At 29.2% G+C, this 19,250-nt stretch carries 16 protein-coding genes; 13 read left to right on the top strand and 3 right to left on the bottom strand.

Annotated features, from left to right (window positions below):
* Positions 1-40: 40 nt before the first annotated feature.
* Positions 41-1,354, top strand: coding sequence for a hypothetical protein (locus tag NPA10_RS02105; RefSeq protein ID WP_256547075.1), 1,314 nt, complete (start codon positions 41-43; stop codon positions 1,352-1,354).
* Positions 1,355-1,406: 52 nt separating this feature from the next.
* Here NPA10_RS02105 and NPA10_RS02100 read toward each other — a convergent pair whose 3' ends face one another.
* Positions 1,407-1,538 (bottom strand): hypothetical protein, encoded by a 132-nt coding sequence (locus tag NPA10_RS02100; protein WP_256547074.1) that lies wholly within the window; start codon positions 1,536-1,538, stop codon positions 1,407-1,409.
* Here NPA10_RS02100 and NPA10_RS02095 point away from each other — a divergent pair.
* The 3 genes from NPA10_RS02095 to NPA10_RS02085 are packed head-to-tail and all read left to right on the top strand — an operon-like array spanning position 1,537 to position 4,025.
* Positions 1,537-2,025, top strand: a complete 489-nt coding sequence (locus NPA10_RS02095) for a hypothetical protein (RefSeq protein WP_256547073.1) — start codon at positions 1,537-1,539, stop codon at positions 2,023-2,025. The two genes, NPA10_RS02100 and NPA10_RS02095, sit on opposite strands and share 2 nt — an antisense overlap.
* Positions 2,026-2,085: 60 nt before the next feature.
* On the top strand, positions 2,086-2,772 hold the full coding sequence (locus NPA10_RS02090; protein WP_256547072.1) for a hypothetical protein: 687 nt from the start codon (positions 2,086-2,088) through the stop codon (positions 2,770-2,772).
* Between the two features lie 2 nt (positions 2,773-2,774).
* Positions 2,775-4,025 carry a hypothetical protein gene (locus NPA10_RS02085; protein WP_256547071.1) on the top strand — a complete coding sequence of 417 codons (1,251 nt, stop codon included), beginning with the start codon at positions 2,775-2,777 and terminating at the stop codon, positions 4,023-4,025.
* Between the two features lie 89 nt (positions 4,026-4,114).
* Here NPA10_RS02085 and nagB read toward each other — a convergent pair whose 3' ends face one another.
* The gene (gene nagB / locus NPA10_RS02080) at positions 4,115-4,819 is read right to left on the bottom strand and encodes a glucosamine-6-phosphate deaminase (protein ID WP_256547070.1); all 705 of its coding nucleotides are present in this window, start codon (positions 4,817-4,819) and stop codon (positions 4,115-4,117) included.
* A 528-nt stretch (positions 4,820-5,347) separates the two neighbouring features.
* On the opposite strand from nagB, the gene NPA10_RS02075 reads away from it, so the two are divergent.
* The 3 genes from NPA10_RS02075 to NPA10_RS02065 are packed head-to-tail and all read left to right on the top strand — an operon-like array spanning position 5,348 to position 10,719.
* Positions 5,348-6,109, top strand: a complete 762-nt coding sequence (locus NPA10_RS02075; protein ID WP_256547069.1) for a hypothetical protein — start codon at positions 5,348-5,350, stop codon at positions 6,107-6,109.
* A 15-nt stretch (positions 6,110-6,124) separates the two neighbouring features.
* Entirely contained in the window at positions 6,125-6,652 is a 528-nt protein-coding gene (locus NPA10_RS02070) for a hypothetical protein (RefSeq protein WP_256547068.1), read from the top strand.
* Positions 6,653-6,660: 8 nt separating this feature from the next.
* Entirely contained in the window at positions 6,661-10,719 is a 4,059-nt protein-coding gene (locus NPA10_RS02065) for an AAA family ATPase (RefSeq protein ID WP_256547067.1), read from the top strand.
* A gap of 137 nt (positions 10,720-10,856) precedes the next feature.
* Here the strand turns inward: NPA10_RS02065 and glpO are convergent, their stop codons facing one another.
* On the bottom strand, positions 10,857-12,005 hold the full coding sequence (gene glpO / locus NPA10_RS02060; protein ID WP_256547066.1) for a type 2 glycerol-3-phosphate oxidase: 1,149 nt from the start codon (positions 12,003-12,005) through the stop codon (positions 10,857-10,859).
* 359 nt (positions 12,006-12,364) lie between these two features.
* Here glpO and rpmB point away from each other — a divergent pair, with 359 nt between their 5' ends.
* The 6 genes from rpmB to nagA all read left to right on the top strand — a co-directional run bounded on the left by rpmB (position 12,365) and on the right by nagA (position 19,248).
* Positions 12,365-12,562 (top strand): 50S ribosomal protein L28, encoded by a 198-nt coding sequence (rpmB, locus tag NPA10_RS02055; protein ID WP_256547065.1) that lies wholly within the window; start codon positions 12,365-12,367, stop codon positions 12,560-12,562.
* A gap of 489 nt (positions 12,563-13,051) precedes the next feature.
* Positions 13,052-14,899 carry a P68 family surface lipoprotein gene (locus NPA10_RS02050; RefSeq protein WP_256547064.1) on the top strand — a complete coding sequence of 616 codons (1,848 nt, stop codon included), beginning with the start codon at positions 13,052-13,054 and terminating at the stop codon, positions 14,897-14,899.
* A 31-nt stretch (positions 14,900-14,930) separates the two neighbouring features.
* Positions 14,931-16,133: an ATP-binding cassette domain-containing protein gene (locus NPA10_RS02045; RefSeq protein ID WP_256547063.1), complete on the top strand. Its 1,203-nt coding sequence runs from the start codon at positions 14,931-14,933 to the stop codon at positions 16,131-16,133.
* The gene (locus NPA10_RS02040; protein WP_256547062.1) at positions 16,117-17,073 is read left to right on the top strand and encodes a carbohydrate ABC transporter permease; all 957 of its coding nucleotides are present in this window, start codon (positions 16,117-16,119) and stop codon (positions 17,071-17,073) included. Before NPA10_RS02045 ends, NPA10_RS02040 begins: the two co-directional genes overlap by 17 nt.
* Positions 17,073-17,909, top strand: a complete 837-nt coding sequence (locus tag NPA10_RS02035) for an ABC transporter permease subunit (protein ID WP_256547061.1) — start codon at positions 17,073-17,075, stop codon at positions 17,907-17,909. The genes NPA10_RS02040 and NPA10_RS02035 overlap by 1 nt, the downstream gene beginning before the upstream one ends.
* Before the next feature lie 160 nt (positions 17,910-18,069).
* Positions 18,070-19,248 (top strand): N-acetylglucosamine-6-phosphate deacetylase, encoded by a 1,179-nt coding sequence (nagA, locus tag NPA10_RS02030; protein ID WP_256547060.1) that lies wholly within the window; start codon positions 18,070-18,072, stop codon positions 19,246-19,248.
* Positions 19,249-19,250: the final 2 nt, after the last annotated feature.

The following is a 19,250-nucleotide window of genomic DNA, read 5'->3' as shown; positions in this document are numbered from 1 at the left end:
AATCATTAGATTGTTTTTAAATAAAAGCAGAAAGTTTTTTATGAAATTTAATAAAAATTCAAAGCTACGATTAGTAACAACATTAGGATATTTTAGTTCCTTACTATTAAGTGCTTGTAGTGGTGGAAATGATCGTGTTGCTGATACAAACATTGGCAAACCAAACACAGTTTTAGTGATGAAAAATAATCAAGAAAACAAAGTTTTTACCAACTTAGAAGTTACTAAAGTTTCTGATAACAAGGGTTTCAGTCAATTACATTTTAGTCAAGAATTTGGTTTGTTAACAATTAATCAAGATCATGTTTTACAAACTTTTAAAAATAACCAATGAACCACAATTAGTGATCATGTTTTTCCCAATAGTCCAATTTCAGCTTCTGGAGGCAGAATTAGTTTTTTAGATAGTGATCAAAAATATGTTTGATATGAAAATGGAACTAAAGCTGTTTCTGATTTTGTAGTTAGTCCTTACAGCTATGCGGTTCATTTAGGTATTGCCAATATTGTTGTAGCCAAAATAAATGGCCAATATACTCTAACTCGGGTGAGTCGTTCTGGTTCTAGAATTACAATTGATAATTCCAGCCGTTCTCTGTTTTCTGAATACACCCAACCATTACAAATTGATTGAAATAATTCTAATCATGGTAATGGCCATATTGTGGCCTATGGTGAACCAACAACTGAATATAATCATTATATTTTTGATCCTAATCGAAAACATAATTTTAAAAAATTATTTTATTTTGAACGTCATGATATGAATGATTTAAGAGGCGAACTAAGACTAGCTAATGGAACTGTTTTTGAAGATGATGTTTTTGATGTTTTGTTTTATAAAAATAAAACTTATTTAGTAACAACAACTGCTAATGCAACTGAAGGTGCGCGAATTAATTTAATTAGTTATGAAAAAGAATCAGAAACAAGTAACAAATTTAATTTAAAAATTGTTGCTTCTTCTCAACCAATTGCCTCTGGTAATCGCTGAATTAGCCCAATCGTTTTAAACAATCAAATTTATGCAAACTTAACAAATGATACTGAAAGTGATTTAGTCAAATTTAATTTGTTAGATTTGCAAAAAACCGAATTAGCCAAAGGCATTAGTTTTCATGAAACAGGCGAAAATAGCGGAGCTGTTTATGGTTATTTAAATAATAATTTATTTGCTCGTAGTACTGATTATCAATCTTTAAAAGTGATTAATTTAACAGATCCAACTAAAACATTAACTGAAGACTTTCGTCAAAAAATTATTCAAATTGTGACTGGTCAAAATTCGGCTTTTGTTCGATTAGCTGATGGAACTATTCATGAAATTAAGCCAGTTATTGCAGATACTAAATAATTTTGATAAATCAAAATTATTGTTTGAATTTCAGAAAGAATTTTTTAGTTATTTACATGAAAAAAATTAATTGACTTAGTTGACTTGGATTAGTTGGCTCTCTAGTTTTAAGTGCTTGTGCACAAGCTGAATCCACTAATTTTGATCCTTCTAGTAATTCTCAAAAACTGCCACCTTCTTCCATGAATAAACCTCAAAAGCCACAACCAATTGTTCAACCCCAAAATCCCAAATCAGTTTTTCCTCAACCAAAAATGATTGAAGGTTGAACTAATATTAATATCCAACAAATTTCTCATAATTATCAATATACCCAATTGAATTACAGTTCTGAATTTGGTTTATTAGGTATCAATAACCAAATGAAGTTACAACGTTTTCAAAATAACCAGTGGTTGGATTTAGTTGATAACGTTCATCCTCATAGTCCAATTGCAACTGCGCGGGGACGAATTAGTTTAGTGGATAAGGATCAAAAATACATTTGATTTGAAAATAATAAAAAAACTGTTTCTAACATTGTGACTAGTTTACACAGTCAAGCAGTACATTTGGGAGCTGCTAATATTATTATTGCTAAAAAAACTGATAACTCTTATACTTTAACGCGAATTGAAAAGACTGGTAATGAAATCAAAATTGTAAATCAAAGTAATGCTTCATTTTCATAATACAGTCAACCCCGACAAATTGATTTAACTCAGGTTAATAATGATAGTGATGGGCATATTGTGATTTATGGTGAACCATCAACTGAATATTCTCATTATGTTTTGGGCAAACAACATAATTTCAAAAAGTTATTCTACATTGAGCGTCATAACATGAATGATAACTTGGCTGACCCATTAATTCTTGAAAACCATAATGTTTTTGAAGGTGATGTTTTTAATTTATTAAGTTATAACAATAAAAATTATTTAGTAACAACTACAGCAAATGCTGAACAAGGTGCTCAATTAAATTTGGTTGGATTAGCAACTAATAGTTTTCGAAATAATAAATTCCAAATTTTTGCTTCTTCTCAACCGATTGGTATGGGACAACGATGAATAAGTGCATTTGTGATTAATAATGAATTGTATGCCAATAAAACTCCCCATATTAATGGTGGATTATATAAATATAGTTTGCCAGATTTAAAACAAGAAACCAAAATAGTTGATGGTATTAGTTTGCACAAAATTGGAGAAACCACTGCAGCAGTTTATGGCTATTTAGACCAGCAATTATTTGTTCGTACTACTAATTATCAAACTTTAAGAATAATTAATTTAACCAATCCAACCCAAATTTTAGAACATAATTTTCAACAAGAAATCAAACAAATTTTAAGCGGGCCAAAAAGTGTTTTTGTTCGCTTAAATGATAATTCTGTTTATGAAATCCAAAATATAAACAATAAAAAAGAGCAATAAAAATGAAACACAATTATTCAAGAAAACAAACTCTATTCTTTGGTTTCAGTTATTTAAGCGCACTTTTATTAAGTGCTTGTAGTGGTAGTGCGACTGAATCAATTGATTTAAGAGTTGATCAAAACTCTAAAGCGTTTACCAAATTAAATAGTGAAAAAATTTCTGGTAATCAACAATATAGTCAACTGAATTTCAATTCAACATTTGGTTTATTAGCAATTAATCAACAGAAGCAATTACAACAATTCAAAAACAACACTTGAAATAAATTGGTTGATGGGGTCCATCCGACTAGTCCGATTTCAGCTGATCGAGGTCGTTTAAGTTTTGTTGATGAAAACCAAAAATACGCAATTTTATACAATCAAACTAAAGTTAGTTCCACATACACTGCTAGTTTATTTGCTCCTGCTGTGCACTTAGGTGGTGCTAATGTTGTTATTGCTAAAGCAACTAACAATAAATATAATTTAATGCGGGTAAATTTTGGAAGCAGTATTGGTTTAGATAATGCTAATTCTAAAAATCATTTTAATGAATACAGTAGCCCTCGACAACTTGATTTATATGGCAATAGTCACAGTAATGGTCATATTTTAGTTTTTGGGAATCCGGTTAATTCGGTAAATACTGATAAAGATGTAGCTCAATTTAAAACATTGTTTTATATTGAACGTCACAACATGGATGATATTAATTTTGCTAAACCATTAACTTTAACTCCTGATAATTTAGTTTTTTCAACTGGTACTTATCAAGTTTTAAATTTTAATAACAAAAATTATGTTGTTGCCACAACTTTGGATGCGCCCAAAAACCAAAGTTTAATTAATTTAATTGGCATTGAAAATAATGCTTTAAAAATTTTTAAAACATCTGTTCCGGTAACTGGTTTAAACAGTTGAATTAATCCATTTGTTGTTAATAATGAAATTTATGCAACCAAATCGACTGATTCAGATACTGGTAGTTTGTATAAATACAGTTTGCCTGATTTAGTTGAAACTAAAATCAGTAGCGGTTTTGATTTAGGCCAAAATCAAACAACAGCTATTGGATTGTATGGGGTATTAAACAATAATTTATTTGCTCGGGCTACTGATCATAAATCCCTAAAAATGATTAATTTAGTTGGTTCTAACACTATTTTAGAAGAAACTTTTACAAGTGATATTAACCAAATTGTGACTGGAAATAATTCTTTATTCGTTCGCTTAACTGATGGATCAGTTTATGAAGTTAAACCCGAATAAAACAAATTAAATTCAATATTTAATAGAAATTATCATAAAAAAACCACTGGTTATTAATCAGTGGTTTTTTTATGTCTTAATTGTTAATTTTAAAGTGCTGCTGCTTCATCCATTACAATTTCAACATCGGGATGAGAAGTTAAAATGGATGCTGGTAATTCAGGATCAAAAGTTGTTTGTTGTAATAATTTTTGCATAATTGCTTTTTTATGCGATCCAAAAGCAATTAAAATGATTTTTTTAGCTTTCATAATCGAAGCTAATCCCATGGAAATTGCTTTTTTAGGAACTAAATCAATAGAATCAAAATAACGCGAATTATCTTTAATTGTATTGGGGGTTAAATTGACAATTCGAGTTCAAGAATCAGGATTAGTACCCGGTTCGTTAAAACCAATATGTCCATTAGTCCCAATGCCTAAAATCTGCAGATCAATTCCCCCTGTTTTTTTGATTAAATGATCATAATTTTGTTTTTCATTCGGAAAATGGGTATTTCCATTACGAATATCAATTTTTGAAAACAAATGATGATTCATAAAAGTATGATAGCTTTGTTCATTATTTGGATCTAATTGGTAATATTCATCCAAATTAAAAGTAGTAACTTGACTGAAACTAATTTTTTTGGCTTGATAAAACTTAACTAACTCGGCATAAGTTTGTTCAGGAGTTGATCCTGTAGCTAGACCTAAAACAGTATCAGGTTTTTGATTAATTTGTTTCAAAATCTGTTCAGCAACATAAAAACTTGCGTCTTTGGGATTGCTATAAATTTTGGTTTTAAAATGCATTTTTTTCCTTTTGTTTTTTCACAAAACTGAATAAATTTACTTGTTAACTAACTTTAATTTTATAGAAAAACCATCATTAATGGCTGAAATCTTTAATTTGCCATTATTTCTTAAATCAAAATGGAATAATTTTTAGAATAATAAAATCCGTGTGTCATAATAAAAGAATTCAGTTTTATTCAGTAGTAATAAATTTATAAAAACTCTTTAAATCATTTTACAAAAAATGTAAGATGATTAATTTAAATATGTAATTTCTTGTTAAAAATTAGTTTTTTCAGTCTAAATTAGCTGGTTTTAAGCCAAAAATAGCTATTTTAGGCTGAAGTTCAGCAATTTCTAATTAATTCTAAGAAATATTTATATAATACACCTGTTTTTAGAGCCTCAAAAATACTAGTTAAAACTTTTTTTAACATACTAAATTTGTTTTAATTAATTTTTGAACCGATTTTTCAGTTCGTGGTTTTTGTTCTCTATTAATAAAAATAAATTTATTTATTTTTTAATACTGAAGGGTAAAGAAATATGACCGAAGTAGATATCAATACTGAGTTAGAAAATACTAATTCTAGTAATGATTCCAATGAAGCTCTTGAAACTCTTTCTGTTGAAAATGAGCAACCCCAAATGGATCCTATTATTGCTGAATCCGAAAGTACTAAAACCGTTTTTGAATATGATGATTTAAGTCCATCAACAAACTTTTATCATATTGTGCAACATCAGTTTAATAATAATTTTAAAAATGACTGGTTGAAATTTGATGGAATCAAATTCAAAAAATTTTTAGAATTATTGAGTTCACAAAATTTAGAATTAGCCCAATTTGTAATAAACAATTTTGACCGTGATAAATTTATTTATTTGTCTAAATTACACGGTGTGGAAGCAATGGATTTTGTAGTTAATCAATACAATCTTTTTCATGACGATTTAGTGGATAAAGTAATTAAACCAACCGAGCAATTACAAGCACAAAATGAAAATTATGTAAATTCTGATTTTGTATACGAAACTGCTAATTTTTATCAAGCTAAACAATTGAATCAATTCAAAAATAAAACCGTTAATTATTTTTTACACCAACGGATTAATAATCAAAAACAATTGAATGATTTAATTTATTTGCTTCAGAATAAACCGCAAATTAATTTTGTAGAAGCAGTTGATAGTGCGATCAAAACCCCAGGAATTAGCGCCTTAGGCAATAAATTAGAAAAACCTGATTTTAATAATAATCAATTTCGTAAGCGCATTGTTGGCCGTAAAATGATCTCTAATTTTTAGGATAAATTAAAAGATATGAATAACCAAAACAATAAATTTGATTGACTAAATAATACTGGACGAGATTATGATCTTAATGACTTACGAGTTGTTTTAAAAAAAGATCATGAACCAAATCCTTATGAAGATATTATCAGCATTAAAAAGAACTGAAAAATCTATGCCGAACGCTTTGAAGAATTTGCTCCACTTTTGCCTAATGCGATTAATCTTTATCGAATTAACAGCCAAAAATTTTTAAATAAATCAGAACTGCAACCAATTTTCATTAAAAAACAACAAACTAATTCAGTTGTCCCTCGAGTTGAAGCTAATTTGAAACATGAAATAAGATTGCATCAAATTGATATTGAAGTTCAACCCCAAATGGCAATTACTAGTCGAAAGCAAAGTGACTCAATCAATTTTCAGCATATTGATCCTAATGTAAGTGATTGAAAAAAACAGCCAGTTAATAAAAAGGTTTTAACTGAAATCTATAAACCATTAACTTATTACGATGTTAAAGACTGAATTAAATTTTTTATTAAAGGTAACAAATAATTTTTATTATGAAAAAATCAAAAACAAAAAAAACTAGTTTAACTAAATCAGTTAAAGCTGAATTACAAAAGAAAATTGCTTCTGCGTCTTTAAAAGGTCCAGTAGCAATTACTGAAGCTGACCTAAAAACTTTAGGATTACTTTTTGGGAAGAAAAATTCAATTGTTTGTTCATTTGACGAAGTTTTATTTATTTGTTACAAAACTTTAAATCAAGTAACTAATGAATATGAATATTTTGTTCACCGTAAATTAGACAAAAAAACTAAGGCACATGCTGTTTCTTTAGTTGATGAAACTCAAGCAAAAGCAATTGGATTACACGAAGGTATTAAAAAACTGAAAATTGGTGATGAAGTATTTGATATTCACTACGTTTCAGCTGATGCTTTTCCAACTCAATTTAAAAAATTTGCTCTTAAAGAAAAAGCACCAGTGATTAGTGATGATCGTTTCTTAACTCATTTCATGGATGCTGATGCAGCTGACAAAGAATTAAATATTTTCTTTGATGAATTACGTAATTGAAAAAAACAGATTACTGACAAAGTTTTAGAAACTAAAGAAGTAGAAAAAGTTGAACCAAAAGTTGTTAAACAACCAAGTGAAAAACTAATTGATATTACCGAACTTTCTACACCTAAAAAAGTAAGTGCTGATTCAGTTACTTATTCTGATGCTTTCAACATCCGCTCTGTTCAAAAAACTGGTTATCACTACTTAGCTGATAATGAATTAATTTTTGTACGCGAACCAAAAACTCCACGAAGCGAATTAAGTTTTAGTTATCAAACTAATTTCCGTGATGTTGATAACTTTTGATCTAAATTAGTAAAATTCTATAACATCAATGCGGTTGATCTAGATCGCAAATTAGATTCCTTAGAAAAACACGAGAGTCCAACTCGCGTGTTTGATACTGAACAAGCTGAATTAAAAATTACTTCTAAAACTAAATCAGCTGAAGAAAGTTTAGAACCAAAACGAATTTATCTAGAAGAAGAAAGAGATGTTTTACACGAAAAAGTAGAATCACTAAGATTGATTTTAGAAACCAATCAAATTCCACTTGATGACAGTGTTGAATATAAAAATTTGGTTCAAAAATACGAAGAAACAGTTGCTGAACTAGATCAAGTTAATAAAGCAATCGAAATTGTTAATACCGAAAATCAAACTCTTTCTCAACGTTACCAAAACTTTGTGCCACGTAACTATACCAAAGTAAATGCAACTACTGAAACTTTAAATCGCCATCAAGATTTTGTTATCGATAAACTAAGTAATTTTGATCAACAATTAAATGATATTGAATACCGTAAAAAAGAATTCGAAGAGTTATTGTATCAACGAGTTGTAAATACTCATAAAGCTAAGAAAGCTAAGGCTAAATTTGAATTAGAATTACGAGCTCAAAAACCTGATAATTCAGAATTATTATTAATTGCTGAACGAGAACAAGAGCATTTAAATCAACTAGCTGAACAAGGTCGAATTCAAGAAAATATTGCTTTAGTTCAAGCTCAAATTGACTTAGATGAAAGTAAAATTAACAATTCCATTGAAACTTTACGTGAATTTGAAGTTGTTGATAACTATGAAGAACGTATTAAAAATTTACACACCCAACAACAAAGTTTAAAAGAACGTCAAGTAGAATTAAACGATGTTTTAGTTGGTGCAAAAATTAAATTATTAAAACGACGTAAATTAATTAAAGAAGACTTGAAAAAACGTAGTCAATCTTTAATGTTCTTTGAAAACGAAATTTATCAATTATCTAAAAAATTGAATGAAGAAATCAGAGAAAACTTTGAAGTTGTTTGAAAATTATGAAATGGTAAAGGAATTTCTGAAATTAATGAAATCTTTACCAAAAAAATCGAATTACTAACTCAAATTTCTGAAGTAGTTGCTGCACAAATTGATCGTTTATCTATCAATCAAATGCAATCATTAGAACTTGCTAAAGAAAACCAAATCGATTGAGAAAAAGTTTATGAAGAAGTTGTTAACGAGTATAAAGTTAAAGGCTTCTATCAAGAAAATCCTAAAATTGAAGAGTTCATGTTTGATAATAATCAAACAAAACAAAACCCATTCGTACGTGTTGAATTAGCTCCAGCAGTAGAAAAAATTGTTAACTTGGATTATGCATTATCTTTAGCTGATACTCAATCCCGAGAAACATATTTAAATGATCAAGCTAAATTATCTTTATTAGGCTTAAACCCAGTTACTAAAGATGATGATGAATACTTAGTAATTGATCAGTTACATGAAAATGATGAGCTAACTCCAGAACAACAATCCCGATTAGAACAAGCGCAATTAGAGCGTCGCTTACTAGAAGAAGAACAAATGGCCAAAGAAGCTGAAGTTGTTGCGGCTCAGGTTGAAACAGAACGTGAATTGGAAGCAGAAATGGCTCGAGTCCGTGCTCAAAAAGAACAAATTGATCGTGAAATTGCTGCTGAAAATGCCGAATTAGAGCGCAAACTACGTCAAGAAGAAGCTGATGCTTTAGCGGTGGCTCAAGTATCTAGTGAAATTCATTCCAAAATTGTTAGCGAACACAAAAAAGAAGTGTATCACTTTGCTAAAAATTTGATTACTGAAAAATATGTGGAATTAAATGGTAAAAACTTGGTTATTACTGACCAGTTTGAACCAACATTGCCACAATCTAGTCAACGATTACAAAACCTAGATTATTTAGCTAAACCAGAAGATTTAAGTTTCCAAGAATCTAATGAAGTATTAGATTTAGAACCATTTGAAGAACCATGAACTAATAGTTTTGATAACCCATTAGCTGATGAAGCGCCATTAGGTCCAGAACTAAACATTGAAAGTGCTAATGAACAATTAGAAGCTTTCTTAGATCAACCAGTTGAGATTGAACCAACCAATTTGGATTCTCAGGAAACCCAACCAATTGAAACAAATGATGATAGTTTAATTGATCAATTAAACCAAGAAGAATTTGATTTAAGTGATGATTTAAGTTCAACTGATTTTGCTCCTGAACAAAATAATTTTGCTGAATTTAGTGATGTTGATGTCATTAGCACTGAAGACTTATTGGGTGATAATGTTGATCATGAATCTAATGTAACCGAAGATTTAGTAACTTTAGAAGATTTAAGTGGACCAATTCAACGGGTTGAATCAGAACAACAACCTGCTTCAACTGAAGACTTTAGCTTTGAAGCACCAGATTTCAGTGCCTTTAAACCCGAAGATTTAGTTGATGAATCCGCATTAGCAGTTGATGAAAATCAATTAGATCAACAATTAAGCTTAATTGAAGAAGAAAACGAAATTATGAACGATGATAAAACAGATGATAAAATCAGTGCGGTGTTTGATGATTTAACTTATCGTGAACCTGCTCCAACTGAATCCGAACAACCAAATCGAGTTTCAGAAATTGATTTATCTGAAATCAAAAAACGAATTATGCAAATTGATGAAGAAATTTTACATTTATCTTCCTTCACTGAGCGTAGCGAAACTCGGGTTGAACAAGCAGTTAAATTGCGTGATGAACTAAAACGACAATTTGATGAACAAATGGAAATTGGCAAATTAGAATTCGAACAATCCCGAGATGAATTCAATAATTACTTAAAGTCTGAAATTGATGAAATCAATGAAGAAAATACTTTTGATGAAGCAATTGAAAAACACTTATTAGAAGATGATTTATTTGCTGAACCAACTGCTCATGATGAAGTAGTTGATAAAGACACTGATCCAAGTATGCCTGAATTAAGTAGTCCTGAAAACAGTTACTTCGATACCCATCGTCACACTGATCAACAAGATGAATCAACAGGTGAACTAGATCAAGAACCAACTGATCATTTTAATCAATATGATACTACTGATCATAACCATGATCACGAACCTGAAGGATTAGCAGATGAAGCAGCTGAACAAAATCAAAGTCATGATTTAACTGATAGTTCAGAAGAAGAAACAGAATCAGAAACTGAACCAGTTGCTCCGGCTAAAAAAGAAGGTATTTTTGGCAAATTAAAAAACTTGTTTGGTGGTAAATAATTCTAAATAATTCGAATTAGTTTCCCCAAATTCAGTTAAAAACCCTCCACTGTTTGAAACAGTGGAGGGTTTTATTTTGCTTTGATTCAATGAAGCATGAACTTATGCTAAATTAAGATCATGAATCTTGTTTGAAATTATAATACGGTGTAATCGGGCTGAAAATCAGGACGTTTCACTAAATTAATTCCAGTAGCTTGAATTAGCTTAACGATTTCTAATGCGGTTGCTGGGGCTGAAGATAAGCCGGGTGATTGCATTCCAGCTGCGTTAATGAAGCAAGGTTCATTTTTCGCCGCTTGAATTACAAAATCATTAGTAGCAATGTCGATTGGACGTGATCCCGCAAAACTTAAAACAGTTCGATCTAAATCTAAACTGGGCACTAAATCCCGACCAATTTGACCGATGTAATTATATTTAGCAGGAGTAATTAAACTAGTATCAGTTTTAGGAATTCCTTCTTCAGCAGTTGGCCCGACTAATAAATTACCATTTAATAGTGGGGCAACAATAACGCCCTTACCGTGAATGGTTGGTACTTTAAAACAAACAGAATTTACCAATGAAGCTTGACTAGAATCTAATACCCGATACTCGCCACGTCGGGTAGTTTGTTGAAAATCTGGATAACCAGCCATAGCAGCTATAAGATCAGCATAATGTCCAGCAGCATTAATGATAATTCGGGCTTGGTATTGTTCGGTCTCATTAACTGTAACTTGAAATAACTGGTCAATTTTATGAATACGGGTAATTGCAGCTTTTAAAAACAGTTGCATACCATTATTCATCGCTGCTCCAGCAAATGCAGTTGCGGCTTTAACAGGATCAACAACCCAAGAACTAGTGCATAATAACGCTCCTAAAGCTTTAGGGTTAAGATGTGGTTCCCGATTTAATAATTCTTCTCTGTCAATCACTTTTAAATCTGCACTAGCAACTCCATTTTCTAGTCCGCGGTGATATAACATGCGAACATGTTCCATTTCTTCTTCATTAAAGCCAATTACTAATGAATCAACTTGACGGTGGGGGAAATGTAAATGGGGGAAAACTTGTTCGACCCATAATTTATTACCTAAAACATTTAGTCGTGCTTCTACTTTATGAGGTTCAGGATCAAATCCGCCATGAATTACTCCTGAATTACCAAAAGAAGTTTCTCGGGCTAGAACAGGATTTTTTTCAAATAGCCCAACTGTTAGTTGATATTTAGCTAATTCATAAGCGATTGCAGTTCCAACAATACCACCACCAATGATTGCAACATCAAATTGTTTCATATTTCTTCTCCTTAAAAAATTAATAATTATATTTTATCCCGATTTATTTCGAACATAATTAAATTCCATGTTTAATCAATTCTGAAATAATTTTACAAATTTATCCAGTCGAAAAACTTTAATTTAGGAATTTTTATTTCGATAACAAATAATTTAAGCAATTGATTTAGGCACTAATTCATTTAATTAATTTTATATTTTTTTTGGTATAATATTCTCTGTCTTATGGTTATGAATTAATTTTTTAACAAATTAATTTTCATCATAAAAAACAGCTTTTTCAATTTAATTTTTGAAACTAAATTCTTAAATCATCATAAATTTGACAAATTAATTTAAACATAAAGAAGGGATTTTCTATGGCACGTCGAGATCAGTTAACTAACCGCGGTCCACTATCTGGTAACAACCGTTCAAAAGCGTTAAACATCACTAAACGTAAATGGAATTTGAATTTACAAAATGTTCGAATTCAAACCAAAAATGGCCAATCAGTTAAATTACGGGTTTCAACTAAAACTCTAAGAACTTTAAAAAAACTTGGTAAGTTAGTTTAAGAATTTTATGATTGAGAAAAGATCCAACTTCGGTTGGATCTTTTTGTTTTTTTATTAAAAAAAAAACGAATGTCTATCAATTTTTATAAAACATACTCATTCTTCAGCCAAATGTTTAAAATTGTAAAATTTGGTTTATGTTGAAATTTTTTAGTAATTAAGCTGGAATAATTTTTTGTTACTTTTTAGAAAAAGAATAATTTTTCTTCTGAAAAAATAAACCATATTTTTTAATAGGAATATAATTTAGTAGAAATATTTTTAGTTATTAATAAAAATCCGCTTTGCCGTTTGGATTTAAATCATTTATCAATCATTCCTTTTTAACAGGAATTAGATTAAATTTTTAATATTCAAACTTGCAATCTGGTTCTTTTATAGTAGTGAAATAGGCTACTTAAAAGCTAAATTAATGATTTAACCAATTTTTATTTTTTGTACGATTCTAAACGACAATTATTTAGAAACCCATTCCTAAAAAAAAAAAAAATGAAAAAAACTAATTTTAAACGCCTATTAAAAGTTAAGAGTTTATTAATTGGCGTTTCACTAAGCAGTTTGATTTTAGCTGCTTGTTCTAATACTGGCTATGATCCAGAACTAATCTTTTCCATTGCACAATCCAGTGTTTATCCGATGGCCATTGCGTTGACAAAAATTGTCCCGCTTTATAATGAGCAACAAAAAAACACCGAAAATTTCTTGCCAGTTAAATTATTGACCACAAAAGAAAATAATTTAAATAGTGAGTTTGGATTGTTAAACGACACTATCACCAAAATTACTGGTAATGATAAACAAACTCCTTCTTTAATTTTGAATTCTGCAGCTAGTGCTGCAACTATTAATAGTTATCAAAGATTATTGAATGTATCAGATATTTTAAAACCTGAAGATTTTGCTCCTGAATTAAACCAACTTTATACAACTGTAGTTGGTTCTAACGATACTTCTCGCTTATATGCTATTCCTTACAATGTTTCAACCACTGAATCATTAGCCATTAATCTACCTGTTCTTAAATTTTTAATTGATCAAGCTACTTATCATGGTGCAACAGTTTCTGAACCAGTTACTAATTCCAGTGGGGTTTTAAAGCAATTAAAATCCACAACAACCGAACAAGCCAAAACAAAAATTGCACAAACTGTTTGAAACCGTTATGAATATAAAGATGGCACAAATGCTGATGCAACTAAGAAATTAACCGGATTAACCATTAATGAAGATACTTTCACTCATTATGATAAATTAACTGAATTTACTAAGAAAATAGTTGATGTTTTAACTTTAAAAACAGGCGAAACTGTTTCAAAAGACAGTAAATATGCTAATGTTTTATCAATCGATTATTCTTCTAGTGTCTTTAGTCGCCGATTGTGAGAAGAAACAGGATCTCAGATCAATGATTATATTTGGAAATATTTGCCAAAAGCTGAAAATAATAAATCTAATATTGTTGATTATACTTTCTTAAAAGATGAAACCAAAGCCCAACAGTTTACAAAAGCTTTTGATGCTTTCATTGCTTATTATGAAACTCCTAATGTGGCTAAAAAATTACGCAACATTTTCTTCACTAAAAACACTAATGACTGAGCATCTTGGTTATTAAGAACAGCTGATACTGCTATTGCTATTGCCCCAAATGTAGGTGTACGTCAATCAGTCCAATCCCAATTAAGCAAACTCTTTTTTGCAACAAAAGACAAACAGGTAAATCAAACACTTTTCAACAGTTTTGCAGAATTAGATAAAGATGTTTTCTGATTCAATCAATTTACCAAAACATCAACTCCAAGCACAAATGAACAACAATTACAAACTTATGTTGCTGGTGGTTCTTCATTAGTGCCAATTAGCATAAATGAAACTAAAGATTTGGCTTTAAAAAAATTCTTAAATTGGATTTATAAAGGACAATTAGAAAACGGAATGAAAGTTAGTGATTTTATTGAACAAGAATCTAGCTATTTTATTCCGTTAAAAGATAAATTTGGTGATGAAGCTAAAGTTCAAAAACAAATTGAATTTTATAAATCTAAACAAACTAATTTGACTGATAATGATCAAAATAGTGATGTTAAGTTTTTAAATCGTAGTTTACAACTTTCTGCTGAAGATTATCTCTTATTTTTACAAGCTCAAAAGGCTGCACCATATAATCTAGAAAATAGCAATAAACAAGTTTTATTTAATGATGCAAGTGACATTAATACGTTAAAATTAAGCAGCGAAATTTCATCTCAAATTAAAAGTTTAGGGGATGAAGGTGCTAAGAAAATAACTGGCAATGAATTACTTGCAAAATTAAAAGAAGAAAATTTATCCCAATAATTCTTAATAGAAAACAATTTAAATCGATCAAATGAGAAAAATAGCAATTGCAATCAATAATCTCTCAATCGAATTTCATAAAAAACTAATTTTAGAAAACTTAAATTTAGAAATTTATGAAAACACTTTAACCTGTCTTTTGGGTTCAAGCGGAACCGGTAAAACAACATTAATCAACGCCTTAGTGGGTCTTTTAAAACCTACTAAGGGTTCTGTTGTTTATAAGAATCCTAGTTGAAAATCTAATTTAGGTTTTGTTTTTCAAGATTCCATGTTATACGATGAGATCAGTGTTTATAAAAACATTTATCTTTCAATTAAAAATTCCTATGATTGAGTTATTAAAAAATTAATTAAACTAATCCAGCAATTTATTGACCAAAATCAAATTGATGATTCAAATTTTCTAGCTCATTTTCAGCAATTAAAAAATTGTTATGATGAGCAAAAATCAATCTGAAAAATTTGACAAAAACTTTATCAATTGTATTGAGTTTTAATTAGAACTAAAAAAATTAATTTATTATTGCAATTACATAAAGTCACTAATTTAAAAAAACACATTAAAAATGAAATTGAAGTTTTAAGTAAAAACTTAAAAATTGATCATATTCTTAAAAACAAAGCAAGTCAAATTTCAGGCGGGCAACGCCAACGTGTTGCAATTGCTAAAGCTCTTATTAAGAATAGTAAAATTATTTTTATGGATGAACCATTTTCATCCTTAGATGCAGATACTAAAACTCAGGCTCGGGATTGATTACGAGAAATTCAACGTAAATTTAAACTAACTGTTTTAATGGTCACTCATGATCAAAATGATGCTGTTTTAATATCAGATTATATTATTTATCTATCTGATAAAAAAGTTCAACAATATGATCATCCTGAGCGTTTTTTTGAACAACCTTATAATTTAGAGATTGCTGAATTCATTGGATACCCTAAAATTAACTTTTTAAAAGAAGAAAATGGCGTTAAACATTTTATTCGTCCTAAACATTTAAAACTTGAAAAAGATCCAAATGGAGAATTTGTAATTACGAACATTATTAATACTGGTAATTTCAATATTTGTGAAGTATTAAATGAAAAAACCCAATTAAAATTATCGGCTTTTTTATCCCATTTAATTTGTCAAACTAATGATCGAGTTAATATTAGTTATAAACCTGAAGCAGTCATTAAATTTAATCAACAAGGAATTAATTTAGTTTATGAAAAGCAAAATTAAACCTTGATTCACTGCAAATAAAATCAAACCATGACTATGAATGACCCCAATTTTTTTGATGACAATGATGTTTTTGGTTGTGCCATTTTTTACTGGAATCACTGAAGCATTTAAAGTTACTGAAATTTTTGATCGAGTGAATTTTACAATTGGTATTAAAAATTTTGAAACAGTCATTGGTGATCGTGATTTTAATAATGCTTTTTATTATTCCAACATTATTTTATTTCTTGGAGTTCCATTAGGATTTGGCTTAAGTTTAATTTTAGCTTTCTTGTTAAATAGTTTTTTTAACAAAATCTTTCGCAGTGTGGTTGTGGGTATCTTATTCTCCCAATTTTTTATTTCTGGTTTTGCAATTGGAATCGCTTTTATTTATTTATTTGATACTGAGAAAGCGGCATTCAATTTAATTTTTGGAACTAGAACTAATTTCACTGAAGGCAACAATAATTTAATCGTACTAGTTGTTTTTCATTTGTGACGCATTTGACCCTTTAATACTGTAATCTTTTTATTTCACTTTACCGCACAAAAGAAAAAATATACGGCTTTAATGAATATTGATCGATTAACTTTTGCTGATAAAGTGCAAAATATTTATTTTCAAAAAATTAGAACAACTTTAATTTTATTGATGTATATCAATATACTTCAAGCATTATTACTTAATCCTGTAGCGATTTATACAGAATCAACTTTACGCGTTAATAATGTTTCTACTTTTTCATATTACATTTATTACTATTTAAAAATTAGTCCAGAGCCATTATTTGGACGAGTGGGAGCTGCTTCTGTTTTAACTTTAAGTTATTTGTTATTAATTACTTTCATTTCTATTGCCATTTATTATTTGGCAAAATATCGTCGTCAAATTAATCAAGGAATACAACAACTAGTTAATAAAATAAAGCTACTTAATCTGAGTAGGAGACAATAATGAAACGCATTTTTTCTTTAATGATTCGGTTAGCTCTTGCAGCTTTTATGCTTTTGGTTATTATTTCACCAATTTATTTCTTAATCATTGTTTCTTTATTCAGTAACACTCAGATCACTAGTCCAAGTCAAAGTATCATTCCTGATGGGTTTAATATCGGCAATTTCCTTGAAGTAATTCGTTCAGATTCCCGGTTTTATTTCGCTTTAGGATGAACAATTTTATTTGCTTTATTAGCTAGTTTGTTAAAAACAATTATTTTAGTTACTGGGGGATTTGGTTTAAGTTTAATGAAACAAAAAACCCGATTAATTATTTCATTAGTGTTAATGTTTTTTATGTCGATTCCCGAAATCATTTTATATACAGGATTATATAAAAACACTATTTCTTGAGATCTAAAACAATCAGTAATCTTTTTGCCTTTAAGTGCACCCTTAATTTTTTCTTTTTTTTCATTGATGTATTTTCAAAATGCTTTTTTAAACATTGGAGAAAAATTTAGCAAAATGGTGATGATTGATCGCTTAAGTGTGTGGGATAGAATTGTTTATATGTATTTACCAAAAATTCAGTTTTCATTAATTGTCTCTGCAATTTTTAGTTTAATTTATGCTTGAAATAGTTTTTTATGACCGAACATTATTTTACCTGGTACAGGCATTATTTTCTTGGGACAATGGTTTCGCACTACAGGGATGATTCCTAGTGGTCAATTAGAAAATTTAGTCGCTGCTGGAGCGATTATTACGATGATAATTCCTTTAATTTTTTACTGATCAACCACAAAATGAGTAAACCGCAGTTTTACTAATCCGGTAAAACAAAATAATTAAGAATAATACCTAACAAGAAATCCAAAAACCACAAGAATCATTCTTGTGGTTTTTTATTATGATTCAAAAATAATTTCAATCATTCTTGGAATTTTAAAAATGAGTAAATCTTTTTTACATTAAAATAATTTAAATTGAACAAAATGAAACTAGTAAGAAAATGATTTTAAAAAATGCGTTAATCACAACTATTCAAAAACAATTCAGGGGCTGAATCGAAATTATTGATAACCAAATTACTCAAATTAATCGGGGCAAAACTGATCAAGAAGGGATAGATTGTCAAGGATTAATTTTAATGCCTGGATTTATTGATAGTCATACTCATGGTGGCTATAATTGATCTTTTAACGATATCATCGAATCTGATTATGAAAAAAAATTATTGTATTATGAACAAGAAATTATCAAAGAAGGCGTTAGTGCTGTTTTAGCCACAACGGTTACTTGTTCTCGGGTTGATTTGCGAGTAATGATGGAAAAATATCGTCAACTTTTTCAACAGGAGCATAATTTTAATTACTTAGGCTGGTATATTGAAGGGCCATTTATTTCAGTTGAAAAAAAAGGTGCACACGAAGCTGATTTAATTAATAGTATTGATTTGGATTTTTTATCAGAATTACAAAACCATTTTTCACCTAATCAAGTTTGTTTGACAATTGCGCCTGAAACTAATGCTTTAGAATTATTAAAACAATTTCAAAATTATTTTATTTTCAGTATTGGTCATAGTAATGATTATCAGTTTTCGCGTTTAGGCATCCAAGAAAATTGTTTTAAACGAATCACTCATTTATATAATGCCATGAGTGGATTTGATCATCGCAAAACAGGGATTGTAAATGTTGTTCTAGAAAATAAAAAATGAAATATTGATTTTTGTATTGAATTAATTAGTGATGGTTATCATACAACTAATTCCTTGATTGATTTTACTTACCGAGTTTTAGGAACTCAAAATTTAAGTGTGGTTTCAGATTCACTGCCAGCTAAAGGATTAGCTAATGGTCTTTATAAGTTGAATAATTTAGATATCTTAAAAAAAGATGATGTTTTTTATTTGAAAGACATGTCCAGTTTAGCAGGAAGTGGAATGAAATATAACAAAGTGGTTAAGCATTTTAAAGATGTAACCAATTGTAGCTGATCTGAACTAGTAAAAGTTTCATCTTATAATGCGGCCAAAAATTTACAACTAGAAAACCAATATGGGAATATTGCTATTGGTCATCATGCGAATTTAGTCTTAGTTAATTCTGATTTAGATATTTTATTGCATGTTCTTAAAGGCAAAGTTGTTGTCAACAATTTAACAAATTTGACAAAGAATAGTTAATA

The organism is Mycoplasmoides fastidiosum, assembly GCF_024498275.1.
GTDB lineage: Bacteria > Bacillota_I > Bacilli_A > Mycoplasmatales > Mycoplasmoidaceae > Mycoplasma_N > Mycoplasma_N fastidiosum.
This window is presented reverse-complemented; position numbering and strand designations above follow the sequence as displayed.